This window comes from Bacillus sp. RC251 (assembly GCF_044908765.1).
Taxonomy (GTDB): Bacteria; Bacillota; Bacilli; order Bacillales; family Bacillaceae_G; genus Bacillus_A; species Bacillus_A wiedmannii.
The window spans coordinates 60,156-81,824 of record NZ_JBIYDP010000016.1; the positions used below are offsets into that span (position 1 = coordinate 60,156).

18 protein-coding genes are annotated in these 21,669 nt (G+C 35.5%); 4 read left to right on the forward strand and 14 right to left on the reverse strand.

Going from position 1 to position 21,669, the window contains the following annotated elements; translation table 11 throughout:
* Positions 1-114: 114 nt before the first annotated feature.
* On the forward strand, positions 115-2,877 hold the full coding sequence (locus tag ABH961_RS27335) for a tetratricopeptide repeat protein (protein WP_404520427.1): 2,763 nt from the start codon (positions 115-117) through the stop codon (positions 2,875-2,877).
* A gap of 42 nt (positions 2,878-2,919) precedes the next feature.
* Here the strand turns inward: ABH961_RS27335 and lepB are convergent, their stop codons facing one another.
* The 3 genes from lepB to ABH961_RS27350 form a co-directional block, all read right to left on the reverse strand.
* Positions 2,920-3,456: a signal peptidase I gene (gene lepB / locus ABH961_RS27340; protein ID WP_098079812.1), complete on the reverse strand. Its 537-nt coding sequence runs from the start codon at positions 3,454-3,456 to the stop codon at positions 2,920-2,922.
* Between the two features lie 218 nt (positions 3,457-3,674).
* On the reverse strand, positions 3,675-4,355 hold the full coding sequence (locus ABH961_RS27345; protein WP_048542140.1) for a lysoplasmalogenase: 681 nt from the start codon (positions 4,353-4,355) through the stop codon (positions 3,675-3,677).
* Positions 4,356-4,477: 122 nt separating this feature from the next.
* A complete protein-coding gene (locus ABH961_RS27350; protein WP_098079814.1) occupies positions 4,478-5,428 on the reverse strand; it encodes a DMT family transporter in 951 nt (316 codons plus the stop codon).
* Between the two features lie 269 nt (positions 5,429-5,697).
* Between ABH961_RS27350 and ABH961_RS27355 the strand changes: the two genes are divergently transcribed.
* A complete protein-coding gene (locus ABH961_RS27355; protein WP_098068161.1) occupies positions 5,698-7,623 on the forward strand; it encodes a heavy metal translocating P-type ATPase in 1,926 nt (641 codons plus the stop codon).
* Between the two features lie 184 nt (positions 7,624-7,807).
* On the opposite strand, the gene ABH961_RS27360 is transcribed toward ABH961_RS27355, so the two are convergent.
* From ABH961_RS27360 to ABH961_RS27370, 3 genes are read right to left on the reverse strand one after another with little or no spacing between them, the layout of a single operon-like run.
* Positions 7,808-8,677: a YihY/virulence factor BrkB family protein gene (locus ABH961_RS27360; protein ID WP_048542149.1), complete on the reverse strand. Its 870-nt coding sequence runs from the start codon at positions 8,675-8,677 to the stop codon at positions 7,808-7,810.
* A 6-nt stretch (positions 8,678-8,683) separates the two neighbouring features.
* Positions 8,684-9,199: a DUF4075 domain-containing protein gene (locus tag ABH961_RS27365; protein WP_001085384.1), complete on the reverse strand. Its 516-nt coding sequence runs from the start codon at positions 9,197-9,199 to the stop codon at positions 8,684-8,686.
* Between the two features lie 53 nt (positions 9,200-9,252).
* On the reverse strand, positions 9,253-9,717 hold the full coding sequence (locus ABH961_RS27370; protein WP_098079816.1) for a low molecular weight protein-tyrosine-phosphatase: 465 nt from the start codon (positions 9,715-9,717) through the stop codon (positions 9,253-9,255).
* A gap of 173 nt (positions 9,718-9,890) precedes the next feature.
* On the opposite strand from ABH961_RS27370, the gene ABH961_RS27375 reads away from it, so the two are divergent.
* On the forward strand, positions 9,891-10,115 hold the full coding sequence (locus ABH961_RS27375) for a DUF1128 domain-containing protein (protein WP_000366197.1): 225 nt from the start codon (positions 9,891-9,893) through the stop codon (positions 10,113-10,115).
* A 188-nt stretch (positions 10,116-10,303) separates the two neighbouring features.
* A complete protein-coding gene (locus tag ABH961_RS27380; protein WP_098079818.1) occupies positions 10,304-12,970 on the forward strand; it encodes a cation-translocating P-type ATPase in 2,667 nt (888 codons plus the stop codon).
* A gap of 82 nt (positions 12,971-13,052) precedes the next feature.
* On the opposite strand, the gene ABH961_RS27385 is transcribed toward ABH961_RS27380, so the two are convergent.
* The 8 genes from ABH961_RS27385 to ABH961_RS27420 all read right to left on the reverse strand — a co-directional run.
* Positions 13,053-14,135, reverse strand: a complete 1,083-nt coding sequence (locus ABH961_RS27385) for a toxic anion resistance protein (protein WP_001064402.1) — start codon at positions 14,133-14,135, stop codon at positions 13,053-13,055.
* 18 nt (positions 14,136-14,153) lie between these two features.
* The gene (locus ABH961_RS27390; protein ID WP_048542152.1) at positions 14,154-15,785 is read right to left on the reverse strand and encodes a YceG family protein; all 1,632 of its coding nucleotides are present in this window, start codon (positions 15,783-15,785) and stop codon (positions 14,154-14,156) included.
* Between the two features lie 110 nt (positions 15,786-15,895).
* A complete protein-coding gene (locus ABH961_RS27395; protein WP_046958168.1) occupies positions 15,896-16,687 on the reverse strand; it encodes a TerC family protein in 792 nt (263 codons plus the stop codon).
* Positions 16,688-16,760: 73 nt separating this feature from the next.
* Complete coding sequence (locus tag ABH961_RS27400; RefSeq protein ID WP_000236650.1) at positions 16,761-17,339, reverse strand: TerD family protein; 579 nt, start codon at positions 17,337-17,339, stop codon at positions 16,761-16,763.
* Between the two features lie 82 nt (positions 17,340-17,421).
* Positions 17,422-18,006: a TerD family protein gene (locus tag ABH961_RS27405; protein ID WP_000146727.1), complete on the reverse strand. Its 585-nt coding sequence runs from the start codon at positions 18,004-18,006 to the stop codon at positions 17,422-17,424.
* 23 nt (positions 18,007-18,029) lie between these two features.
* Positions 18,030-18,626 carry a TerD family protein gene (locus ABH961_RS27410; protein ID WP_001121597.1) on the reverse strand — a complete coding sequence of 199 codons (597 nt, stop codon included), beginning with the start codon at positions 18,624-18,626 and terminating at the stop codon, positions 18,030-18,032.
* A 128-nt stretch (positions 18,627-18,754) separates the two neighbouring features.
* Entirely contained in the window at positions 18,755-19,633 is an 879-nt protein-coding gene (locus ABH961_RS27415; protein WP_098079822.1) for an ROK family protein, read from the reverse strand.
* A 62-nt stretch (positions 19,634-19,695) separates the two neighbouring features.
* The coding region (locus ABH961_RS27420; protein WP_404520431.1) for an SH3 domain-containing protein at positions 19,696-21,669 on the reverse strand (1,974 nt) is incomplete at its 5' end.

Here is a 21,669-nt window from a genome sequence, read left to right on the forward strand (position 1 = left end):
GATATATCTAGCAAAAACATAGTTTGGTCGATATAATGCAACTTCTACCTATTAAAAGAACATACACCCTTTACATACAACATCATTTTTCTAAATTATACAGGGGGAACGAACATGACCATTGAAAATCAATTTATCCAAAAGGTTTACTATAAAACATTTTTAACAGAAGAAACTTCTACTCCAGTATCAGAAGTACTCGGTGAAGCATATATAAATGAATCTACAAATGAATTCTCCAACATTTCTAATATCCGCTTTGCTCAAGGTGAATTTTATTACCAAAATAAAGACTTTGAAGCAGCGATATTTAAATGGGAGAAAGTAAATAACGAACTTGCACTTTGGGCAACCAAAAATATTGCAGATTCTTATTTTGAACTAGGATTCTTGCCAAGAGCAGAAGAGATTTATCAATCTATTCAAACGGAAGATACAACTCTTACAATGGAAGTTTCCTTACAACTTCTTTCTCTTTACATCGAACAAGAACGTTTAGGTCTAGCATTTAAGACAATTAGTGAGGCTGTTGCATTTCAACCTGACTATCCTAATATCACTGCAATTGCTCGCTCATTCTATGAAAAACAAGAAGATTGGAATAATGCTATCGAACTTGCCGTTCAAGAAGGAATTCGAACAAAATCATTACACTGGTTCGATACTTTAATCAATTATGTGAATCAAGGATTCACGAAACAAATCAAACCAGAATATTTCTATGAATCTTTAAAAGCTTTATATGCAATTGATCAAGTCCAATTTAAAGAACTTGTTATTGCGCTTTGGAACAGCTATCAAAATGAAAACTTGTATCTACCTTGGATTCAAACAATAAATCATTTATTCTTACATATTGAAACAGACAACAATGACGATTGGCATGAAATTGTTGAACGCTATCAAGATACGTACTTTGAGTTAATTACTGGTGAGCATTTCATGCATGAAATGCAGGGACTTGTACCAGATTTATTAACAAATTGGTTTAGTTTAACGAAAGCAAAAGATGCCCTATTTGTCTCTGCTGCAGTGTTAGCATGGAATGAAGTTTCACCTACAACTTTAGAGTCATTACTCGTAAAAAGTGCTGGAGCCCTACTTTCTAATTCAACAGCTGAAACAAATGTAAATATGGAAACAGTTTCTCATTTATTTGAAACAATTGCTGTATGGGCTGAAAAAAACGATGTGGATTTAAGTCATCAATTTACGTTACTCGTGCACGAACTGTGTGATTTAAATGTTACACAATTACTAATAGCGGGAACTACTGACCAGGATAAATCATCATTCATCAATTCAATACTAGGAGAGAACATCTTAACTGAGACTGTAACAACTCCTATTCTATTTAAAGATGATAGCCAAACTGAAATAACAGAATTCACTGCGTTAGATGTACACAATATACCTAGCTTTGATGAATTCCATCAAAGAATGGCTACACCTTCCGAATCAGAACTTGAGAAAAAATGTATAGAAATTAAGTTACCAAGTAGATTTTTAAGAAAAAATAAATTTGCATTTCTTGTTACGCCACCTGTTCAAGGGCAAGTGGATAAAAACAGCTCATATTTTGAATACTTACAAGCAGCAGATAGCCTTATTTACGTATTAAATTCTGCTTCACCATTACATGGTGAAGAACTTGATACATTACTTTATTTACGTGAACAAGTGCCAAATTTACAAATTCATTTCGTATTACACACAAATAATACGACCAATAATGAAAAACTAATGAGTAAGATTAAAGTCCATTTCCCAAATGCACAGTTCTTCCCATACTCTCCTTCACAAGAGAGTAGCCAGCAACTTGGAGACGTGACAAAGTCTATTCTTTCTAATCTAGCAGAACGTAACATGGAACAAGAACGTATAGAAAAACTAATATGGTTTACTCAAAAGACAATCGCATACCTTGTAAATGAACGTGTGGAGTTAGAAAATACATTAGTGAAGTCCGTACGCTGGAATAAACATATCTCAGTTAAATTAAATGGATTTATTAACAACCTTACTGCTCTTGAAAAAGATAAAATTCGTTCTATTACAGAATCTTATCTTTTAACGAAAGAAGAAATCACACGAGATATCCATTCTCAAATTCCTGAATTATTACAGAGTTGTTCTGACCTTGTTCAAGAAGATAGCGACTTCAAATTAGTTCATGAAGAATTAAATGCTGCGATGAACGAACGAGTTCAAAAACATGTACAACAAGTGCTTCTTCCTAAATTTACTGGTTCTATTCAAGAGTGGATTGAAACAGCTCATAATGAATTTATTCAAGCTCAATCTTATTTAGATGAAATGAGTGAAACGTTTAATAAATTATATAAAGAAGAACGCATGAAACTTCCTTGTGATTTCAAATTACTAGATGATTGGCATCGAGATGTTGTACGCATGACAAATAGAATTACAGTAACGAACATCAATATTTTATTACGCTTTACACCGACACAATTTTTCTTAAAGAGTGCGGGAAAACTATTTGGTAACATGCAAAAAAATCAGTCTATGCTCGCAAACAAATATAAACAATACATTGAAACGGAAGACTATACGGAAATTGCTCAAACAATCTCAAAACAATTCTTCCTTCAATTTGAAGTATTTGAAGGCGCATTAGAACGAGATATCATGATGTTCTTTAAAGATCCACTTAGCATATTGAAACAAAATGTAGAAGCAGCTCAACTTGAAATACAGGAAGACGAGCAAACATTAACAACATTAAGAAGCAACCCAGAAACTTATCACGATCCGTTAGCATTCTTTAAACTGCAACTATTGCAACACAAATTCGTTTTAAGTACAAACAAAAACAATGAAGACGTCTATGAATTTAATGAGTCTCCTACGATTTAACATAAAAAACCAAGCAAATTTCAGTTTGCTTGGTTTTTTACTTTAATTCATTATTTTCATATGTTCAAATGGATAATAAATTGCCGCTAATTCTCCTAATACATCTTCTCTATCAATAAGTCCCAAACCATTTCTACTATCTCTGCTTATTAGGCGATTATCTCCCATAACAAAAATCTTATTTTTAGGAACTGTAATCGGTCCAAAGTCCTCTGTTAAATTCATAAGTTTTTTTTCAGCTTGTTTTTTATTACTATACAAATAAGCTTCCTGTGTCACTTCATGATTCACATATAATTGATCATTTCTCACCTCGATTACATCGCCAGGCAAACCAATAACCCTTTTCACATAAAAATTATCCGTCTTCACAACAATAATATCTTCTCTCCCATAACTTTCAAACTGCTTTGCTAACTTATTAACAATCAGCTTATCCCCATCTTGTAACGTCGGCTTCATGGACGCTCCTTTTACAGTCGTAGGAAAAAACACAAAAATTTTCGCTAAAAACACTAACAAACATGCAATTGCAATTGTTCCAAAGAATTCACGCAAACGTTTTTTCCTTTGCATCATTCCACCATCTCATCATCTTTTTACTTTTATTATAAGGACTTCAACTGTGTGATTTCCACAAAATTCTGAATTATAAAATTGTAATATTGCAAACTTAAAAATAACATCCTCATAAATTTATTATTTTTATATACCATAATCTATATTTACCTCACTATTTGCAAGCAGTAAAAAAGATACCCTCAAAATAGTCTATCCACTATTTTGAGAGTATCTTTTTATATTCCCACATATACAATACACATTTGAGCCGCTACATATGTAAACCAAATCCAAAGTGGTTCATACTTTAATTTGCGTCCTCCAATATCTGTCACACCTATAATAAAATCAGAAATCACAAATAGTAAACCACCAAAAGCCGGTATCCACCATATTCCTATATTCTCATAGTATAGGGCGAATGCAAAGCAAGCCATTCCTCCAACCCACAATCCGTAAATTAGAGCTCCTATCGTAAACAATTTATCTTGTTTATCATTTCGTATAAAAAAGAACCATCCTATAATTAGAAAGAGTCCGTATACGAGTAAACCAATCCAAAAACCATTCCATGAGATGCCTGTTTGCAAAAATGCTTTTACATAAAAACAATGCGCAAGGGCAAAAGTAATCATCCCTCCAATTAATCGATGACCAATTGGAATCAAACCTGCCATAAATAAATCTCCTACAGTTGATAATGTCATACCTAGTGCAACCCACGTACTATACTCTACTGATGGATCTTGTAACCATATCAAAATTGCACTTGCTGTTAAAGAAAAACTAAGAATAAGACGCACCGCTAAAGGTAACGGCATATTATTTCTTGTTTTTTTTGTCTGTCCTATTGCGTACATTGCACCAATTAAAAAAAGAATGATTTGTCCAATTAACACCATGTAAAATAGATTCATAACATGTTCTCCTCAATAAATGCTTTTTGTATCTTTTTTCGTTACACCTAGTCTATTATCCTTTTTCTATATAAAAAAAGAAGAACAGTACTGTTCTTCCATTGTAATCGTTTTCCTGTTATCTATGCTACTTGTTTTTCGTTCGCCCTTTTCTGCTTAGCTGTCGTCCGATTCACCACGATAATTCCCGCGGCTACACATGCTAAACCGAATAATACAAATGAATGAATTGCTTCTCCTAAAATCATGCTCGATAATAACACACCAAATACGGGTATAAAGAACATGTACATTGATACTTTTCCAACCTTGTTATACTTCATAATTGTATTCCAAATGCAAAAGCCTGCTGCGGATAAGAAAGATAAGTAGAGAATTATAAGTATTGCATGTACACTAAATGTAAATGGCATGGCTCCAACTTGCAAAGCCCCTATACATAATAGCCCGATAGAACCAAAAATCATTTGGTATGCTGTCATATAGCCAACATCTAATGTTTTGCTACCTTCTTTCGCCAATATGTTTCCATATGAATACAACATTGCTGCACTAAGAAGTAATAAGCTACCGATTCCGAAATGGAATGACAAACTACCATCACTCGGTACATTTACTAAAATGACACCACAAAAGCCGATAGAGACCCCAATTATTTTTCTCATATTGAGCGCATCATCTTTATATAAAAAGTGAGCGAGTAAAATTTGAAAGAATGATGATGTTCCTGAAATGATAGCTCCTTCAATACCAGAACTATAACTCATTCCAATATAAAAACATATATATTGAAGAAATGTTTGAAATAAACCAATTTGTACTAACTGCTTCCCCGTTCCTTTTTTGAAGCTCATATCTTTTCCTAACACTTTAAAGAAGAATAAGAGTATGACTCCAGATAAAAAGAAACGATAACCAGCAAATAATATTTGCTCCCCAACTTCTTGTGGCTGAATTCCAAGTTCAGCATAACTTAATTTAATAAACGGGAATGCGCTCCCCCATAAAAAAGTCGCTACTATTGCAGCAATTAGTACGCCAATCGGATGGGTAAAAAATTTCTCTGTCTTCACTTGTTGTCTTCCTTTCCGATCTTTTTATGAACAATATTCATATATACCAAAGGAAGTGTGAAAACACAAGTTTTCAGTTTATACGCAAACAAAACATATCATCTAACGAAAACATATGATATACTATAGAATAATTACAACATAATAACTATTAAAATCAGATTCAACAGAAATGCTGCTATCCATTATGGATGGCAGCTTTCGTCGTTTTATAGGGCTTTCGATTTTGATTCTTTTTCTCAATAAGAATTTGGAAGGAGCGAGTAGTAATGAACTCAGAAGTAAAAACATTACAAGTACAAAAGTCTATTTCTCATCCCTCTTTATGGGATACATTAAAGAAACATTATGAACTTATATTTGCAATCGCATCTGGTATTTTCATTTTAGCTGGTTGGTTATTCACAAAGAACGATGCAATGAATGTAGGCATTACTTGCTATATCCTTGCTTATATAGTTGGTGGATATGCAAAAGCGAAAGAAGGTATTGAAGATACCATTGAAGAGAAAGAGCTAAATGTCGAAATGCTCATGCTCTTTGCTGCTATCGGTGCTGCAATCATTGGCTACTGGGCAGAAGGTGCAATTTTAATCTTTATCTTCGCACTAAGCGGTGCGATGGAATCTTATACATTAAGTAAAAGTCAAAAAGAAATTTCAGCGCTTCTTGATTTACAACCTGAAGAAGCATTACGTATTTCAAATGGAACCGAAGAACGTGTTCCTGTTGGACGATTACAAATTAACGACATTATTTTAATTAAGCCAGGTGAGCGCGTTCCTGCTGACGGTACGATTCATAACGGTGAAACAAATATCGATGAAGCAACAATTACTGGAGAACCTATTCCAAATGAAAAAAAATATGGCGATGAAGTATTTGCCGGTACTGTAAATTTACGCGGTGCTATCGAAGTTAAGATTACGAAGCCGAGCGATCAAACATTATTCCAAAAGATTATCCGTCTCGTCCAAAGTGCACAAAGTGAAAAATCACCATCACAACTATTCATCGAAAAGTTTGAAGGAACATACGTAAAAGGTGTACTACTCGTTGTTGCGCTTATGATGTTCGTCCCTCATTTCTTACTTGACTGGAGCTGGAATGAAACGTTTTATCGCGCTATGATCTTACTTGTAGTCGCATCTCCTTGTGCACTCGTTGCTGCCATTACACCAGCAACATTATCTGCAATTTCTAACGGAGCAAGAAATGGAATTCTCTTTAAAGGTGGCATACATTTAGAACGCCTCGCTTCAGTAAAAGCGATCGCCTTTGATAAAACAGGAACATTAACACAAGGAAAACCTACCGTAACAGATGTATATGTTCGAGAAAGTATGACAGAAAAAGAAGTACTTTCTATTACAGCATCAATTGAAAGTCACTCTACCCACCCTTTAGCTGAATCTATCGTTAAATATGCACAACATGCGTATGACATTGCATTAAAAAAACCAGAAAATGTTGAAGATGTAACTGGTTTTGGACTCAAAGGAATATTTGAAAACAAAGCTTATAAAATAGGTAAAGCTGACTTTATCGGTGAAGAAACAAAGACATTTCATAATGGTATTTCTGCCTCACTTGAAAAAGAAGGTAAAACTGTCGTTTATATTAGTGATGAGAGAGGCATTCTTGGACTTATCGCTTTAAAAGATACACTTCGCCAAGAAACAATAGCTGCTATTCGCGAATTACAAAGCATCGGTGTCGAGGCAATTATGATTACTGGAGATAATGAAGAAACGGCAAAAGCTATTGCCTCTGAAAGTAATATAAAAGAATATTACGCATCATGCTTACCAGAAACAAAAGTTGAAACGATTAAAAAGCTAAAGGAAAAATACGGGACAGTAGCAATGGTCGGAGATGGTATAAATGATGCCCCTGCACTCGCTACTGCTAGCATTGGTGTAGCAATGGGAGAAGGAACAGACGTAGCTTTAGAAACTGCAGACGTTGTACTTATGAAAAACGAATTATCTCGACTTTCTCAAGCGATCCGCTTATCAAAACGAATGAATCGTATTGTAAAGCAAAACGTAATCTTTTCACTAGCTGTAATTGCAATGCTGATTTGTTCAAACTTCTTGCAATTTTTAGCTCTTCCATTCGGTGTTATTGGGCATGAAGGAAGTACAATTCTTGTCATTTTGAATGGCTTACGATTATTAAAAGGAAACAAATAAGAAACGGGTCCCTCATAGAGGACCCGTTTTTTTAATGGTAGCTATTATGCCCGTTCGCACTACTACTCGTTTTATGCTTTGGATGCGAACTGCTCTTTTGTTTATTGTTATTTTTGTTGTTGTGGTTCTTTTTATTATTACTCATGAGATAGCCCCCTGTTCCCTATTATTATGGAACAAGAGGTCATTTTTCATTACGGGAATTATTGTCACCCGTCCTATAATGATGGAGTAAACCATTAATTTCACCGCCAAGTAAAATTACCCATCCAGTTAAGTAAAACCATAACATTAAAATAATGATACCACCGAGACCGCCATATGTATTGGCGTAATTTGCAAACTTATCTACATAATAAGCAAATGAGTACGATACCACAATCCATCCTACAGTAGCAAATGTTGCTCCTGAAATGACTTCTCTTCTTTTTAACTTTCGATCTGGTGCAAATGTATATAAGAAACTAAACAAGGCAAATAGTACGAAGAAACTCGCTACTAAGCGTGTAATGCTCCATACGAAAGAGAAACTATCTGATAAACCGAGTGCTTTAAACACCGCTGCTCCAATGACTTGTCCAAATACTGGAACAATTAGCGCAAACACAATCATAAAAATAATCGCTAATGTAAACACAATGGATAAAGCTCTCGTTTTAATAAAGGAACGTGTTTCTGTTACATCATACGCACGATTAAAAGCATTCATAACCGCATTAACACCATTTGAGGCAAACCATAACATGGATAATAAACCAAATGATAATAAACCACCATTTTGCTCATTTACAACTTTATCTACATTTACCTCAATTAAGTTCATTGCATCATCTGGTACATAAACCTCTAATAAACTAAGCACATCCTCTGTTTGAATGGGAATAAATCCAAGAAGCGTAATTAAGAAAACGAGCCCAGGAAAAATTGCAAGCAAGAAGAAATAAGCGAGCTGTGCTGCCAAGCCCGCTACATCATCGCGCATCGTCCGGTCATACAAATCTTTACCAAACGAATAAGTACGATTTCTTCTCACCTTTTCTAAAATTTTTCTCATATATGTTTAAACGCTTTTCTTCTCTTCTTTATCTTGCTTCAACTCAATGTACGCTTCAGTTTTTTTTTCCTCTACATTTGAGTCTTTCATAAATAGTTCACGCGCTTCTTTCATACCGCCCTCTTCAGCAACTATTGGCTCTTCTTCTGCTTTCAGCTCATCTACCTTTGAAGATACAGCTTGAATTTCAATCGTTTCTGGCTTCTCTGCTGGCTCAACCTTTTTCTTACTAAAAATTTCTTTCGTTTCTTTTAACGTCTCTACAACAGACGGCGTCAATTTTTTAATTTCTGCTACTTTCGCTTTTACTACATTGAAGTCAGCGAGTTCGCGTCCTTTATCTGTAACAGTTTGCACTTTTTCTTTTATCTTCGCATTTTCACCGATTTCAATCATCTTTGTTTTTGCTTTTTCCGCAGTATTTTTTACTTTTTCACGGTTTTCCTTCTTCAACATAGATACAGCCACACCTGCAGCTACACCAATCGCAATGTTTCGAGCAATATTATTTTTCTTTGCCATATTCCTTCACCCTTTCATTTCTTATGTTAGAAAGTATTTCTTTCTAAGCTTCCTCATATTCCTTGTTCATTTCGAATGAAAGCTAATAGCTTTGCACACCCTTCTGTTACAAGGTCATATACTTCTTGGAAATTCCCTGTATAGTAAGGGTCGGGAACGTCTGTCCAGCCACCGTCTGGAACAAAATCGGACAGTCTACCAATATAGCCTCCAGTTTTACCTAAACTTTTTAAATCTGCTATATTCTTGTTGTCCATGGCAATAATATAATCAAACTTTGTTAAGTCTTCTTTTTCTACTTGCCTTGCTTTAATTCCTTCAAAAGTGACTGCATTTTCTTTTAAAATTTTTTGTGTTCCTTTATGTGGCGGATGGCCAACATGCCAATCTCCAGTTCCTGCAGAATCAATGACAATTTTCTCCTCGAGTCCCTCTTTTACGACAAGATCTCGAAAAATTGCTTCTGCAATCGGTGAACGGCAAATGTTCCCAAGACAAACAAACAATACTTGAACCATATTTTTGTTCTTCCCTTCTTGGTGCATTTCTTTATATATACTTATAGTATAAACAACCAATTATTAATTATAAAGGAAATACCTACTAATTTAATAGGATTGAAAAGATTCATTAACGAAAATGATAAAAAATGTTAAGATATCCTTATGTTATTTTAAAGGGGGACACTTCGGTGGATTTATCCGTAAAGTCAGAAGAAAATGTTGAATATATGGTTGAAGCTATTAAAGAAAAATTACGTATGGTTAATGCTGGAGCGATGAGAGCTGCTAGCTTTAATGAAGAAATGTACGAAGACTTACGTGACATCTATGAGCACGTTATGAAACGTGAAACATTCAGCATTAGTGAAATGCAAGCTATTACAGAAGAATTAGGTACATTAATTAAAAAGTAAAAAGCCTCACTATGGGGCTCTTTTTTATTTCCAACAAATTCATGACAACTCTTCTCTTTCCCTCAACCAACTGTAAAATATTGTACAATGGAAGTAGAACCTCACCTTAGATTTTTTCTCCATACATACTACTTACAAATAATAGCAACACTACCATTGCTAACTGTTTTTACTGGAGGTGCTTACTTATGAGCAATTGGTACAGTAAGACGAAAGATCAAACATTAATCGACTTAGAAACAAACGAACAACACGGTTTAACAGATGAAATTGTAAATGAACGTTTAAAGCAATACGGTTCTAATGAATTAGCTACAAAACAAAAACGCACGTTATGGCAGCGTATTTTCGCCCAAATTAATGACGTCCTCGTATATGTCCTTATTATTGCTGCCCTTATTTCTGCCTTTGTAGGCGAATGGGCTGATGCAAGTATTATCGCGCTCGTTGTAGTTTTAAACGCTGTTATCGGTGTCATCCAAGAATCGAAAGCAGAACAAGCTTTAGAGGCATTGAAAAAGATGGCGACACCTAAAGCTATCGTCAAGCGAGATGGTGAACTAAAAGAAATTCAATCTGAACAAGTCGTTCCAGGTGATATTGTCATGCTGGATGCAGGACGTTATATCCCATGTGACTTGCGACTTATCGAAACCGCAAATTTAAAAGTTGAAGAATCTGCTCTAACTGGTGAATCTGTCCCTGTTGATAAAGATGCAATTTACCACCCTTCTATGCAAAGTGATGAGCAAGTACCGTTAGGCGATCAAAAAAATATGGCCTTTATGTCGACACTAGTAACATATGGGCGCGGAGTCGGTGTCGCTGTTGAAACGGGAATGAACTCACAAATTGGTAAGATTGCTACCCTTTTACATGAAGCCGACGATGATATGACACCACTTCAAAAGAGCTTAGCACAAGTCGGAAAGTATTTAGGCTTTGTCGCTGTATCTATTTGCGTCATTATGTTTATCATCGGTTTTTTACAAGGACGAGATACGTTAGAAATGTTTATGACTGCTATTAGTTTAGCCGTTGCAGCTATTCCAGAAGGCTTGCCGGCTATCGTTTCCATCGTTCTTGCAATTGGTGTGCAGCGAATGATTAAACAAAATGTTATCATTCGTAAGCTACCAGCTGTCGAAGCTCTCGGTTCTGTCACAATTATTTGTTCAGATAAAACAGGTACGTTAACGCAAAATAAAATGACCGTTACTCACTTTTATAGTGATAACACATACGACCACTTAGAAAACTTAAATGTAAATAATGATGTACAACGTCTCTTGTTAGAAAATATGGTGCTATGCAACGATGCGTCTTACGGTTCCGATTCACAAACAGGGGACCCTACAGAAATCGCCCTTCTCGTTGCCGGAAGCACTTTTAACATGCAAAAGGATCATTTAGAACAGATACATGAACGTGTTAACGAGCTACCTTTCGATTCAGATCGTAAAATGATGTCAACCGTTCATACATACGATGAAAGCTACTATAGTATGACAAAAGGTGCTATTGATAAACTCTTACCTCGATGTACCCACATATTTAAAAACGGTAAAATCGAGATTCTAACAGATGCTGATAAAAATCAAATATTAGAAGCTGCCGGGGCAATGTCTCAAGAGGCTTTAAGAGTACTTTCATTCGCATTTAAACAATACAATTCAAACGATGTGGTTATAGATCATCTTGAAGAAAATCTCATCTTTATTGGTCTTGTCGGTATGATTGATCCACCGCGAACCGAAGTAAAAGATTCAATTACAGAATGTAAAAAGGCCGGTATTCGCACAGTTATGATTACTGGTGACCATAAAGATACCGCCTTCGCCATTGCCAAAGAACTTGGCATTGCTGAAGACATATCTGAAATTATGATTGGAACTGAATTAGATAACATTTCAGATACAGAGCTAGCAAGCAAAATTGATCACTTAAATGTATTCGCTAGGGTCTCTCCAGAGCATAAAGTAAAGATTGTAAAAGCATTACGTGCAAAAGGAAATATCGTTTCTATGACTGGTGATGGTGTCAATGATGCTCCATCTTTAAAGCAGGCTGATGTTGGCGTAGCGATGGGCATTACAGGAACAGACGTTGCAAAAGGGGCAGCGGATGTAGTGTTAACAGATGATAATTTCTCATCTATAGTGAAAGCTGTTGAGGAAGGTAGAAATATTTATCGTAACATAAAAAAATCAATTCTCTTCCTACTCTCTTGTAACTTTGGAGAAATTATCGCTTTATTTTTAGCTATTTTACTCGGTTGGGCAACACCACTACGACCTATTCACATTTTGTGGGTCAATTTGATTACAGATACACTGCCTGCATTATCACTTGGGGTTGACCCTGAAGATCCAGATGTGATGAAGGAAAAACCACGACATGCGAAAGAAAGCTTATTTAGTGGTAGCGTTCCTTTTCTTATTTTCAATGGAGTTGTCATTGGACTTTTAACGCTAACAGCCTTTATCAGCGGGGCAAAATTCTATACCGGAGATACAAATTTATTTCCTCTTTTCCCAGAGAAAATTGATGAAGATGCTCTATTACACGCTCAAACAATGGCATTTGTCGTTCTTAGTTTTTCTCAGCTCGTTCATTCATTTAACTTGCGTTCAAGAACGAAATCCATTTTTTCAATTGGGATCTTTACAAATAAATATTTAGTCTTCTCCCTTCTTATCGGTGTTCTTATGCAAGTGTGTATTATCTCCATCCCACCTCTTGCAAATATATTCGGTGTACATGCATTAACGATGCGAGATTGGGGATTTGTTCTCTTCTTAAGTATCATTCCACTTGTTGTGAATGATATCATTAAATTAGTAAAGAGAAACTAAAAGGCAATGAGGATTATTCCTCATTGCCTTTTCATTTATTTCATTATTTGTGGGAGATGTCCCCGCTGATTAAAGTTTCACTTTATCCTTGTAATTCTTTTTTTATGTTCTCCGTTAACGTAGCCATACGCTTGCGGCTTTCTTCGCGCTCACGTTTATTTTGCTCTTCAATTTGTTGTGTTTCTTGCATACCTCTTGAAATAATGTTCCAAGTTTCCTCAAGTGTTTCCATCTTAATACTAGAAGAACCTGATAATCTCGCTACTTCCACACTTTGCGTTGCGATATTTTGTGCATTTTTCTTAAGTAATTCATTTGTACGACGATCCAGTTCAGCCATAGAATCTGCAACAAGCTTTTGACGTTTCGCATTTACCGCTTGAATAATACCATTTTTAAAGATAGGAATCGTTGTAATAAATGCTGTATTGATTTTACCAATTAATTTATTATTACCACGTTGAACCATACGAATTTGTGGTGCTGTAAGTAGCGCAACCATACGTGCTTTTTCTAAATCATCAATACGCTGCTCTAAAATTTCAACAGAGTTTTTCAGTGATTCTAATTCAATACCTGCTAATTGGTCATTGTTACGCACACGCTCTTCGTACATTGGAACCAACTCTGTATTTAAACGCTCTAATAACATTTCCCCTGCTACTACATACTTTTCTAAGTCTAAATAATATTTTAAATTTTGCTCATATAAACCATCTAACGTACCGATTGATTTTTTCATTTCATCTTGATACTTTGTAATTTCTACGTATACTTTATCCATTTCGCGACCCATTGTTTGGTACTTACTAAAGATCTGTTCAATCATTTTATCAGCTTTTTTGAACATACGTGAGAAGAAACCGCTTTTCTCTTCCGCAAAGTCTTTGCTATCGAATCTGTCCATAATTTTACCAAGCTGTTTTAATAATTCTCCAGAGTCTTCTATTTTTGATAAAGACATTGTATGTAAAATTTGATCAGCGAAACGTGAAATTTCCATAGATGGTTCTTTTCCAAGCTCGATTAATTCTAACTGATCTTTAATATCTACTGCATTATAAATACGTTGTACTTCTGCATCTTGTCTAAGTTGTAAACGAACATCTTGTGCCGTTTGCTCATTTAATTCTGTTTTCGAATCTAGTATGACTGGGTTATTCATATGGTATTCTCCCTTTCCTTATAAAAATGGACGAAATAGCCCTTTTATTGTTTGTGATAAATTTTTATAGGCTGATGAACCATGAAACTCAAGATCGAAATTAACTTCTTCAAGCCAATGCGAATCAAATGCTCCTGCTTCAATATACGGTTCGATATCGTTTCTTCCCGTTGGATTGAAATGGAATACATCTACTCCAATTTGATTTAAAAATAGTAATAAAACAGCATCTGAACGGCTTAATTCTCCGCTCTTCTCATTATTAAATATAACAATTTTCGGTACTTCTTGCGAGTAATCAAATTTCTCAAGTTGCTCTAAAATGTTCGGCGGTATTTGAGAAAGCTGTGCGAAAACATACAGTGCTACATCTTGTTTCGTCTCTTTCGCAATGGGTTTACACATTTCACTTTCGCACGTATGAATGATCGCCTCTGCAATACCATGTTGCAATCCTTCTGGCAAACGTTTATGTGGCCACCAATGACTGTTCATAATTAAATCAGGGTGTAATTTCCCCCCACGGTCTAACGCATCTCGGTAATGATATTGGAAATTCGCTTTTTGTTCTTTCGTAAACGGAAATGTATTAATTAATAAACTGTTATCAAATGATGTAATAGCCTTTAATCGCTGAAAATATTCTTTATCATTTTTTGAGACACCTGATATTTTCGCAAATAAAGAAGGGATATAAATGTGTTTATTTTCAACAAAGAATGTTGGACGCACAAATGCCTTTTCTTTCGTAATTAAAAAGAGTTCATCATACGTTGTTTTGAGCGTACGAGCTACAGGCGTATAGGAACGAAATTGCCACGGCTTGTACAGCAGTGAGTTATCATGGTGAAGTACTTGTTCAATTTCTTTTGAAGCCTGATAGGCTACTGTCGCAACTCGCTCACGGCGGCGATCTGGAAATGGCTCAAGAGAAATCCGACCTGGATGAGACACAACAAAACTTCTTCCTTCCTCATCAACATTCTCAAATCCATCTTTTCCTTCTGGGTGATAATAAAGTACATCGCAACCGAGCATAATAAGAAAGTATAAGAAATATATACGGCTTTCCTGTGCATCACCGTACCAAATAATGCGCGGCATTTGTTTCTTATAATTAATCGTAGAGAACCACTTCGCTACGTAATTGTCACTTAACTTAATCATATCGATTAAGAAACGACGGAATCCTTCTGTTTTTAATGATTGGTTATGTTGTTTTTCATACAATTTCAATACAGAAATAAACGTCGTATATATATAATGCTGTAAGTCAGGATTGTCTACTTGTGGTAATAGTTGTTTTCCAGACAGATGGGCGACAAGCCTATTTACTGTAAGGCCATTCGGTGCTTCTTGATGTAATGTAAAAACCTCTTGAATATGGCGCAGTTTTTCGGGATCAATCACCTTATTTAAATTTTGTTCATGCAAAACCACGATCCCTTTCACTTCGCTATAATCAAATAGCTCATTGAAATATTCATCTACATCATTAGGAACACCAAGAATACGAGTTGCTATATAACTAAACTTCATCTCATTCTCTGTCAGTTCATATTGTGGGCGTTTTTCTAAAAGTGCTTCAAATTGCTTTAAATCTGATTCGTCTTTTAATGCACATGGTTGAAGTGTAAAACGTGAAAACACAACAGTTCACCTCCAAAAACATTTACTTTTTTTATAAAGTCTCTCTTCTATTATAAACTATTTTTAGTTATAAAAAATGGGCGCTCGCATAACGAGCAAACCCATTTCAATTATTTATGATTATTTTTAGTAGCTGCAACTTCTTCTTTAGCTTGTCCAGAATTCTTCATGTAGTGAAGTATAAATGTTGCTCCAAATGCTACAACTAAAATGATAAAGAATAGCATATGACTTATTTCAATATGAATAACAGACAGTAACATTTTTGCTGCAATAATTAAGATTAAAATATATGCTGTCGTTTCAAGTTCTGGAATACGCTCTAACAATTTTAAGAATACACCAGCGATACCACGCATCATTAAAATACCGAGCATTCCACCTAATAATAGAATCCAAACTTCATTTGATACACCAAATGCAGCAAGTACGCTATCTACCGAGAACGCGATATCCATTAATTCAACCATCGCAACTGTTCCCCAGAAGACACCAAACATTCTGAAGAGAATACTGTTTTGGTTCATACCATGAGCTTCTTCTTCTTCTGCATTACCTTTTCTTTTATCAATGAAGTATTTAACTGAAAGCCAAGCTAAGTAAAGTGCACCTAACACTTTTACCCACGCCAATTTAATTAAGAACATTCCAATTCCAATCGCAATAAAACGGAATACATAAGCTCCAATAAGTCCATAGAATAATGCTTTTTTACGCTTTTCTTCCGGAAGGTGTTTTACCATTACCGCTAATACAAGTGCGTTATCAGCAGATAACAACCCTTCAAGCACAACAAGTGTACCTATTAATCCCCAAGATACTGGATCTTGCAACACTTTAATCCACATGTCCAAGTCGAAAAACTGAGCATACGTATCAAGGATCCCTTGCAAAATACTCATCTTACCTTTATCCCCTATTCTTTGCTAGATTTATAGAAAGGTCAAAAAAAGGAAACGAATATCGTTTCCCTTCTTATGCATCCAAGCCATACGCTCTTACAAGCGCACCTAAGCCACCTTGGAAACCGCTTCCTACTGCATTAAACTTCCACTGTCCATTATGACGGTATAATTCACAAAAGACAACTGCTGTTTCAATGGAGAAATCTTCCCCTAAATCAAAACGAAGAACTTCTTCACTCGTTTCTTCATTCGCTAAACGAACGAATGCGTTTCCAACTTGTCCAAAGTTTTGATTACGGCCTTCTCCATCATAAATTGTAACTGTAATAGCAATTTTGTGCACATCTGCCGGAACTTTCTTCAAGTCTACAACAAGTTGCTCATCGTCGCCTTCACCTTCACCTGTACGGTTATCCCCTGTATGTAGAACAGATCCACAAGGAGACTGTAAATTGTTATAGAATATAAAGTCAGTTTCCTTTGTGCATTTTCCGTTCGCATCTAATAGGAATGCTGATGCATCTAAATCAAAATCTGATCCACCGTCATAAGATTTAATATCCCATCCAAGACCAATTACTGCTTTTGTTAAGCCAGGGCTTGTCTTACCTAAATCAATCTTCTGTCCTTTTTGCAATTGAATAACCATTTATATTCACCTCTATATTTGATATCTTAAAAAATATATCCATCAGTAAACACCTGTTTCACCGATAGATATATAAAATCTATTACTCTACATCTAAACCGAAATTATTACATAGAGACGCTAATCCGCCCTGGAATCCACTTCCGATTGCATTGAACTTCCAGTCACCTGCATGACGGTATAATTCCCCTACTACAACAGCTGTTTCAATAGAGAAATCTTCTCCTAAATCGTAACGAATTAACTCTGCATTCTTTTCTTCATCTAAAATACGTACGAAAGAGTTAGAAACTTGCCCGAAGTTTTGGCTACGACCTTCTCCATCGTAAATTGTGATTGAGAAACAAATACGTTCGATATGTGCAGGTACATTTTTTAAATCTACTTTAATCGATTCGTCATCGCCTTCACCTTCGCCAGTTCGGTTATCTCCTAAATGCTCGACAGCACCATTCGCACCTTTTGGGTTATTATAGAAGACGAAATCCTCTGCCCCTGAAACTTTACCGTTAGCACCTACTAAGAAAATACTAACATCTAAATCGAAATCGTTTTGTCCGTCATAACGATTCGTATCCCAACCAAGTCCTACAAGAACTTTTGAAAGACCTGGATTTGTTTTTGTTAAGTCTACCTTTTGTCCTTTTTTCAATGAAATTGATGCCATATTCAATTCCTCCTAGGTTTATTTTATTGATAACGTGATACAATCTCACTTAAGTTTTTATCTTGTGTGCCTTCTCCAACAGCTGAAAACTTCCATTCACTTCCGTGGCGATACATTTCACCTGCAATTAGAGTCGTTTTGCCAGCATAATTATCCGATAAATTATAGCGTGCTAATTCTTCACCAGTTTGCGGGTTTTGAATCCGAATATATGCATTACGAATCATCCCGAAATCTTGACGACGATTTACACAGTCATAAATATTTACAACGAATACTAAACGATTAATACGGCTCGGAACTTTATGTAATTCTACGAAAATTGTTTCGTCATCACCAGCGCCTTCACCTGTTAAATTATCTCCTGAATGAATAATACTACCACAAGTAGAAAGCTTGTTTCCGAAGTAAACTAAATCGTTTTTATTTAAAAAGCGATCCCCTTCTAACATAACAACAGATGCATCACAATCTACATTCGGTTTACTTCCAAATAATGAAGACAGAAACCCACCTGATTGCCCAATTGGATCCCAGCCTAAGCCAACCTGTAGTTTTGCTACTCTCGGTTGTCCTTTCGTTAAATCGATCTTTTGTCCTTTTTCTAAAATAATAGGCATGAAGTTTCTTCCTTTCTACAAAGCATTTTCCTAATCGGAAAATATTGTATTCTTCTCTTATATTGTAGCATTATTTATCTATTGAGAAAAAGAATAAATTCTCAATTATATGAAAACACCTATATCATTTATTTATATTGATGTAAGAAGTGGTAAATCGAACCAATTATTCCTGCGTGATTACGATTTTGTGCGATTTTAATCTCGCAATTACTATAAATCTCAGGATTTAAATATTTTCGTACCTCTTCCTTTACTTCTTCTAAAAATCGATTACCTCTATTAGTAATCCCTCCACCAATAATAATTACTTTTGGATTGAAGATATAAGCAAGATTACTAATTCCAATGGCTAAATGTTTAAAGAATATTCGAACGGCATGTATAACTTCTTTATCCTTCTGATCATATAATTCAAAAATTTTTTCACCGTTCCAATTCCCGCTACCTTTATACTTCCGCACAAGAGAAATTAACCCTGAAATCGAGGCAACCTCTTCAAATTGTTTCCCTTCGATCAACATATTGCCCCATTCACCAGCACTAAATGAATGACCTCTGTACAGTTTTTTATTAATAACAATAGCTCCCCCTATTCCCGTTCCAAGGGTAAGCATAATGCAATTATTTTCATCTCTTCCAACACCTTGCCACATCTCTCCAAACAAAGCACAATTGACATCATTTTCAATGGATATAGGAACTTTTAATACAGCTTGTAATCTATCAATAATAGGAATACCAGCATAGCGTGGAATATGATCCACGCCGCCAGTTATGATTCCTCTATGAATATCTACAATTCCAGCTGTACTAATACCGATTCCAGAAACAACATGTTCATTCATTAATTGCACCGCCAAGCTAATAATCTTTTGAACGATTTGTTCCCCACCTAAATGGGCCTCTGTTAATGTAGTTTCGTGATTTAGTAATATCCCAGATTTTGAAATAATCCCATATTTAATCTGTGTGCCACCAATATCAAATGCGATATATTTTTTCACACTGTCACTTCCTCTAACATTATGAACTTCACTTTTCTGCATTGAAATGATGATGTTTTCCTTTAATAAGAGTTCACAAGATTTACAGATCCAGCTTTTACGTAGACACTGTTGTATTCTTTATTATCCGAGACAATTTCATAATACGATCCTTGTGGTGTATTAACTGTTTTCTTAATGGCTACCATAATGTTGCGAGATGTCATTCCAGTCTGACCTTCAGCCATACTTTTGAATATCGGAGAACCTGCCGTTAACGTTCCAAGTCGATATTTATTTAAATCTTTACTTCCATTCATTGCATCAATTCTATACATAAGCGAGGCAATTTGCTGTCCCCAATTTTCATCACTTGCATACATGACGTTCATTCCTTGTGCCTTATCTCCTAAGTTTCCACCATTATATGTATTTCCACTTGGATTTAAGTAATGCTTATCTATATATGCCGCACAAAAATCAATACCTTCTTCCCATGTTTTGAATCCAGTTGCACCATTGTATGGATCTGAATCTACCGCTCTAAAGCCAAATAAATTTTTCTTATCTTGCGCGATACGACTTGTTCCCCATCCTGATTCTAAAATTGCATGTGACACTAAGTAACCGGCATTCATCTTATATTTCTCTGCTGCACTTACAAAATATTTTCCTAATCCAATAAGTGGACTCTTTGCATTCGATTTACGTAAGAAATTATCAATTTCATCTCCTGTATAAGTAGATGTTGCACGAAGTGGCATATACTCAAAGTATTGATAACTATCTTGTCCTCCAATTTGCTTCTTATCAAAAGCCTCGTAACGCTCTCCTTCTTTTAAATGTTTCGGAGCATTACCAATTTGATACGTTGCATGTTTACCATTTTCCGGATTGTATACATAATGATATAACTTGCCATTTTTAGTTGCATAATACGACGTTTTCTCACCAGTCATTGTCGGATGTAATGTAACATCATTTATATTCACATAACCTGTCATACCATCAATTTGGACATGAATACGATCATCAACAGCTTTTACAAATTTCAGGTCAGCTCCACCCTTTACATATGTGAGCTTTTTACCCGTCGTAATATCATAAATATTAATAACACCATTTGCACGAACGAAACCTTGCTTCATATTTACAACTTTACCGTCACTTTTAATGTAAGCATCTTCTTTCATATTCTGCATAATTTGTGTTGCTTCCGCTTCATTTGGTTTTTGAACCTTTTGTGATGAGGTAACAATTTCATAAGAAGACGAACCTTGTTTAACTTTTAAGAACTGTAACGAAACATAACCCTCTCCGCCATTAAAACGGATTTTTGCCCAGCCATTTTCTTTTCCTATGATCGTAACAGTCTCTCCATTTTTCAAATGACCGACAGCTGCCGCACCTGTTGATGGACCTTTACGTACATTTAATAAAGACGCATTTACAACGGCTCGTTCTTCTATTACCTGTCCAGGGTTTGTTGGGTTTGTTGGATCTATGGAATCTTTACCAATCGTTATAAACTCTAACGACACATACCCTTCTTTTCCTTGGTAATTGATTTTCGCCCAGCCGTTTGCTTTTCCTAGTACTGTTACTTTTTCTCCATTTTTTAGGGTTCCTAAAATGGTGCTGCTCGTATTTGCCGCACTTCTTACTCGTAAGCTTGTCGCGTTAATCGTTCCTACTTCTTGCGTTCCATTCGTAATGTCTTCCGCTGGCTTTTCTTCTTGTTTTCCTGCTTCTAGCTTCACAAACTCTAGCGATACATAACCTTCTTTTCCTTGGTAGCTTATTTTCGCCCAACCATTTGCTTTTCCTAGTACTGTTACTTTTTCTCCATTTTTTAAGTTTCCGAGAATCGAGCTACTTGTATTCGCTGCACTTCTTACTCGTAGACTTGTCGCATTGATTGTTCCTACTTCTTGCGTTCCATTCGTAATGTCTTCCGCTGGCTTTTCTTCTTGTTTTCCTGCTTCTAGCTTCACAAACTCTAGCGATACATAACCTTCTTTTCCTTGGTAGCTTATTTTCGCCCAACCATTTGCTTT

Coding starts and splice junctions, on each gene's coding strand:
- ABH961_RS27370 (WP_098079816.1), bottom strand. CDS start 9,717: ATGGTTCAAGTATTGTTTGTTTGTCTTGGGAACATTTGCCGTTCACCG.
- ABH961_RS27345 (WP_048542140.1), bottom strand. CDS start 4,355: ATGAATCTATTTTACATGGTGTTAATTGGACAAATCATTCTTTTTTTA.
- ABH961_RS27360 (WP_048542149.1), bottom strand. CDS start 8,677: ATGAGAAAAATTTTAGAAAAGGTGAGAAGAAATCGTACTTATTCGTTT.
- ABH961_RS27355 (WP_098068161.1), top strand. CDS start 5,698: ATGAACTCAGAAGTAAAAACATTACAAGTACAAAAGTCTATTTCTCAT.
- ABH961_RS27410 (WP_001121597.1), bottom strand. CDS start 18,626: ATGCCTATTATTTTAGAAAAAGGACAAAAGATCGATTTAACGAAAGGA.
- ABH961_RS27380 (WP_098079818.1), top strand. CDS start 10,304: ATGAGCAATTGGTACAGTAAGACGAAAGATCAAACATTAATCGACTTA.
- ABH961_RS27405 (WP_000146727.1), bottom strand. CDS start 18,006: ATGGCATCAATTTCATTGAAAAAAGGACAAAAGGTAGACTTAACAAAA.
- ABH961_RS27335 (WP_404520427.1), top strand. CDS start 115: ATGACCATTGAAAATCAATTTATCCAAAAGGTTTACTATAAAACATTT.
- ABH961_RS27395 (WP_046958168.1), bottom strand. CDS start 16,687: ATGAGTATTTTGCAAGGGATCCTTGATACGTATGCTCAGTTTTTCGAC.
- ABH961_RS27365 (WP_001085384.1), bottom strand. CDS start 9,199: ATGGCAAAGAAAAATAATATTGCTCGAAACATTGCGATTGGTGTAGCT.
- lepB (WP_098079812.1), bottom strand. CDS start 3,456: ATGATGCAAAGGAAAAAACGTTTGCGTGAATTCTTTGGAACAATTGCA.
- ABH961_RS27400 (WP_000236650.1), bottom strand. CDS start 17,339: ATGGTTATTCAATTGCAAAAAGGACAGAAGATTGATTTAGGTAAGACA.
- ABH961_RS27385 (WP_001064402.1), bottom strand. CDS start 14,135: ATGAATAACCCAGTCATACTAGATTCGAAAACAGAATTAAATGAGCAA.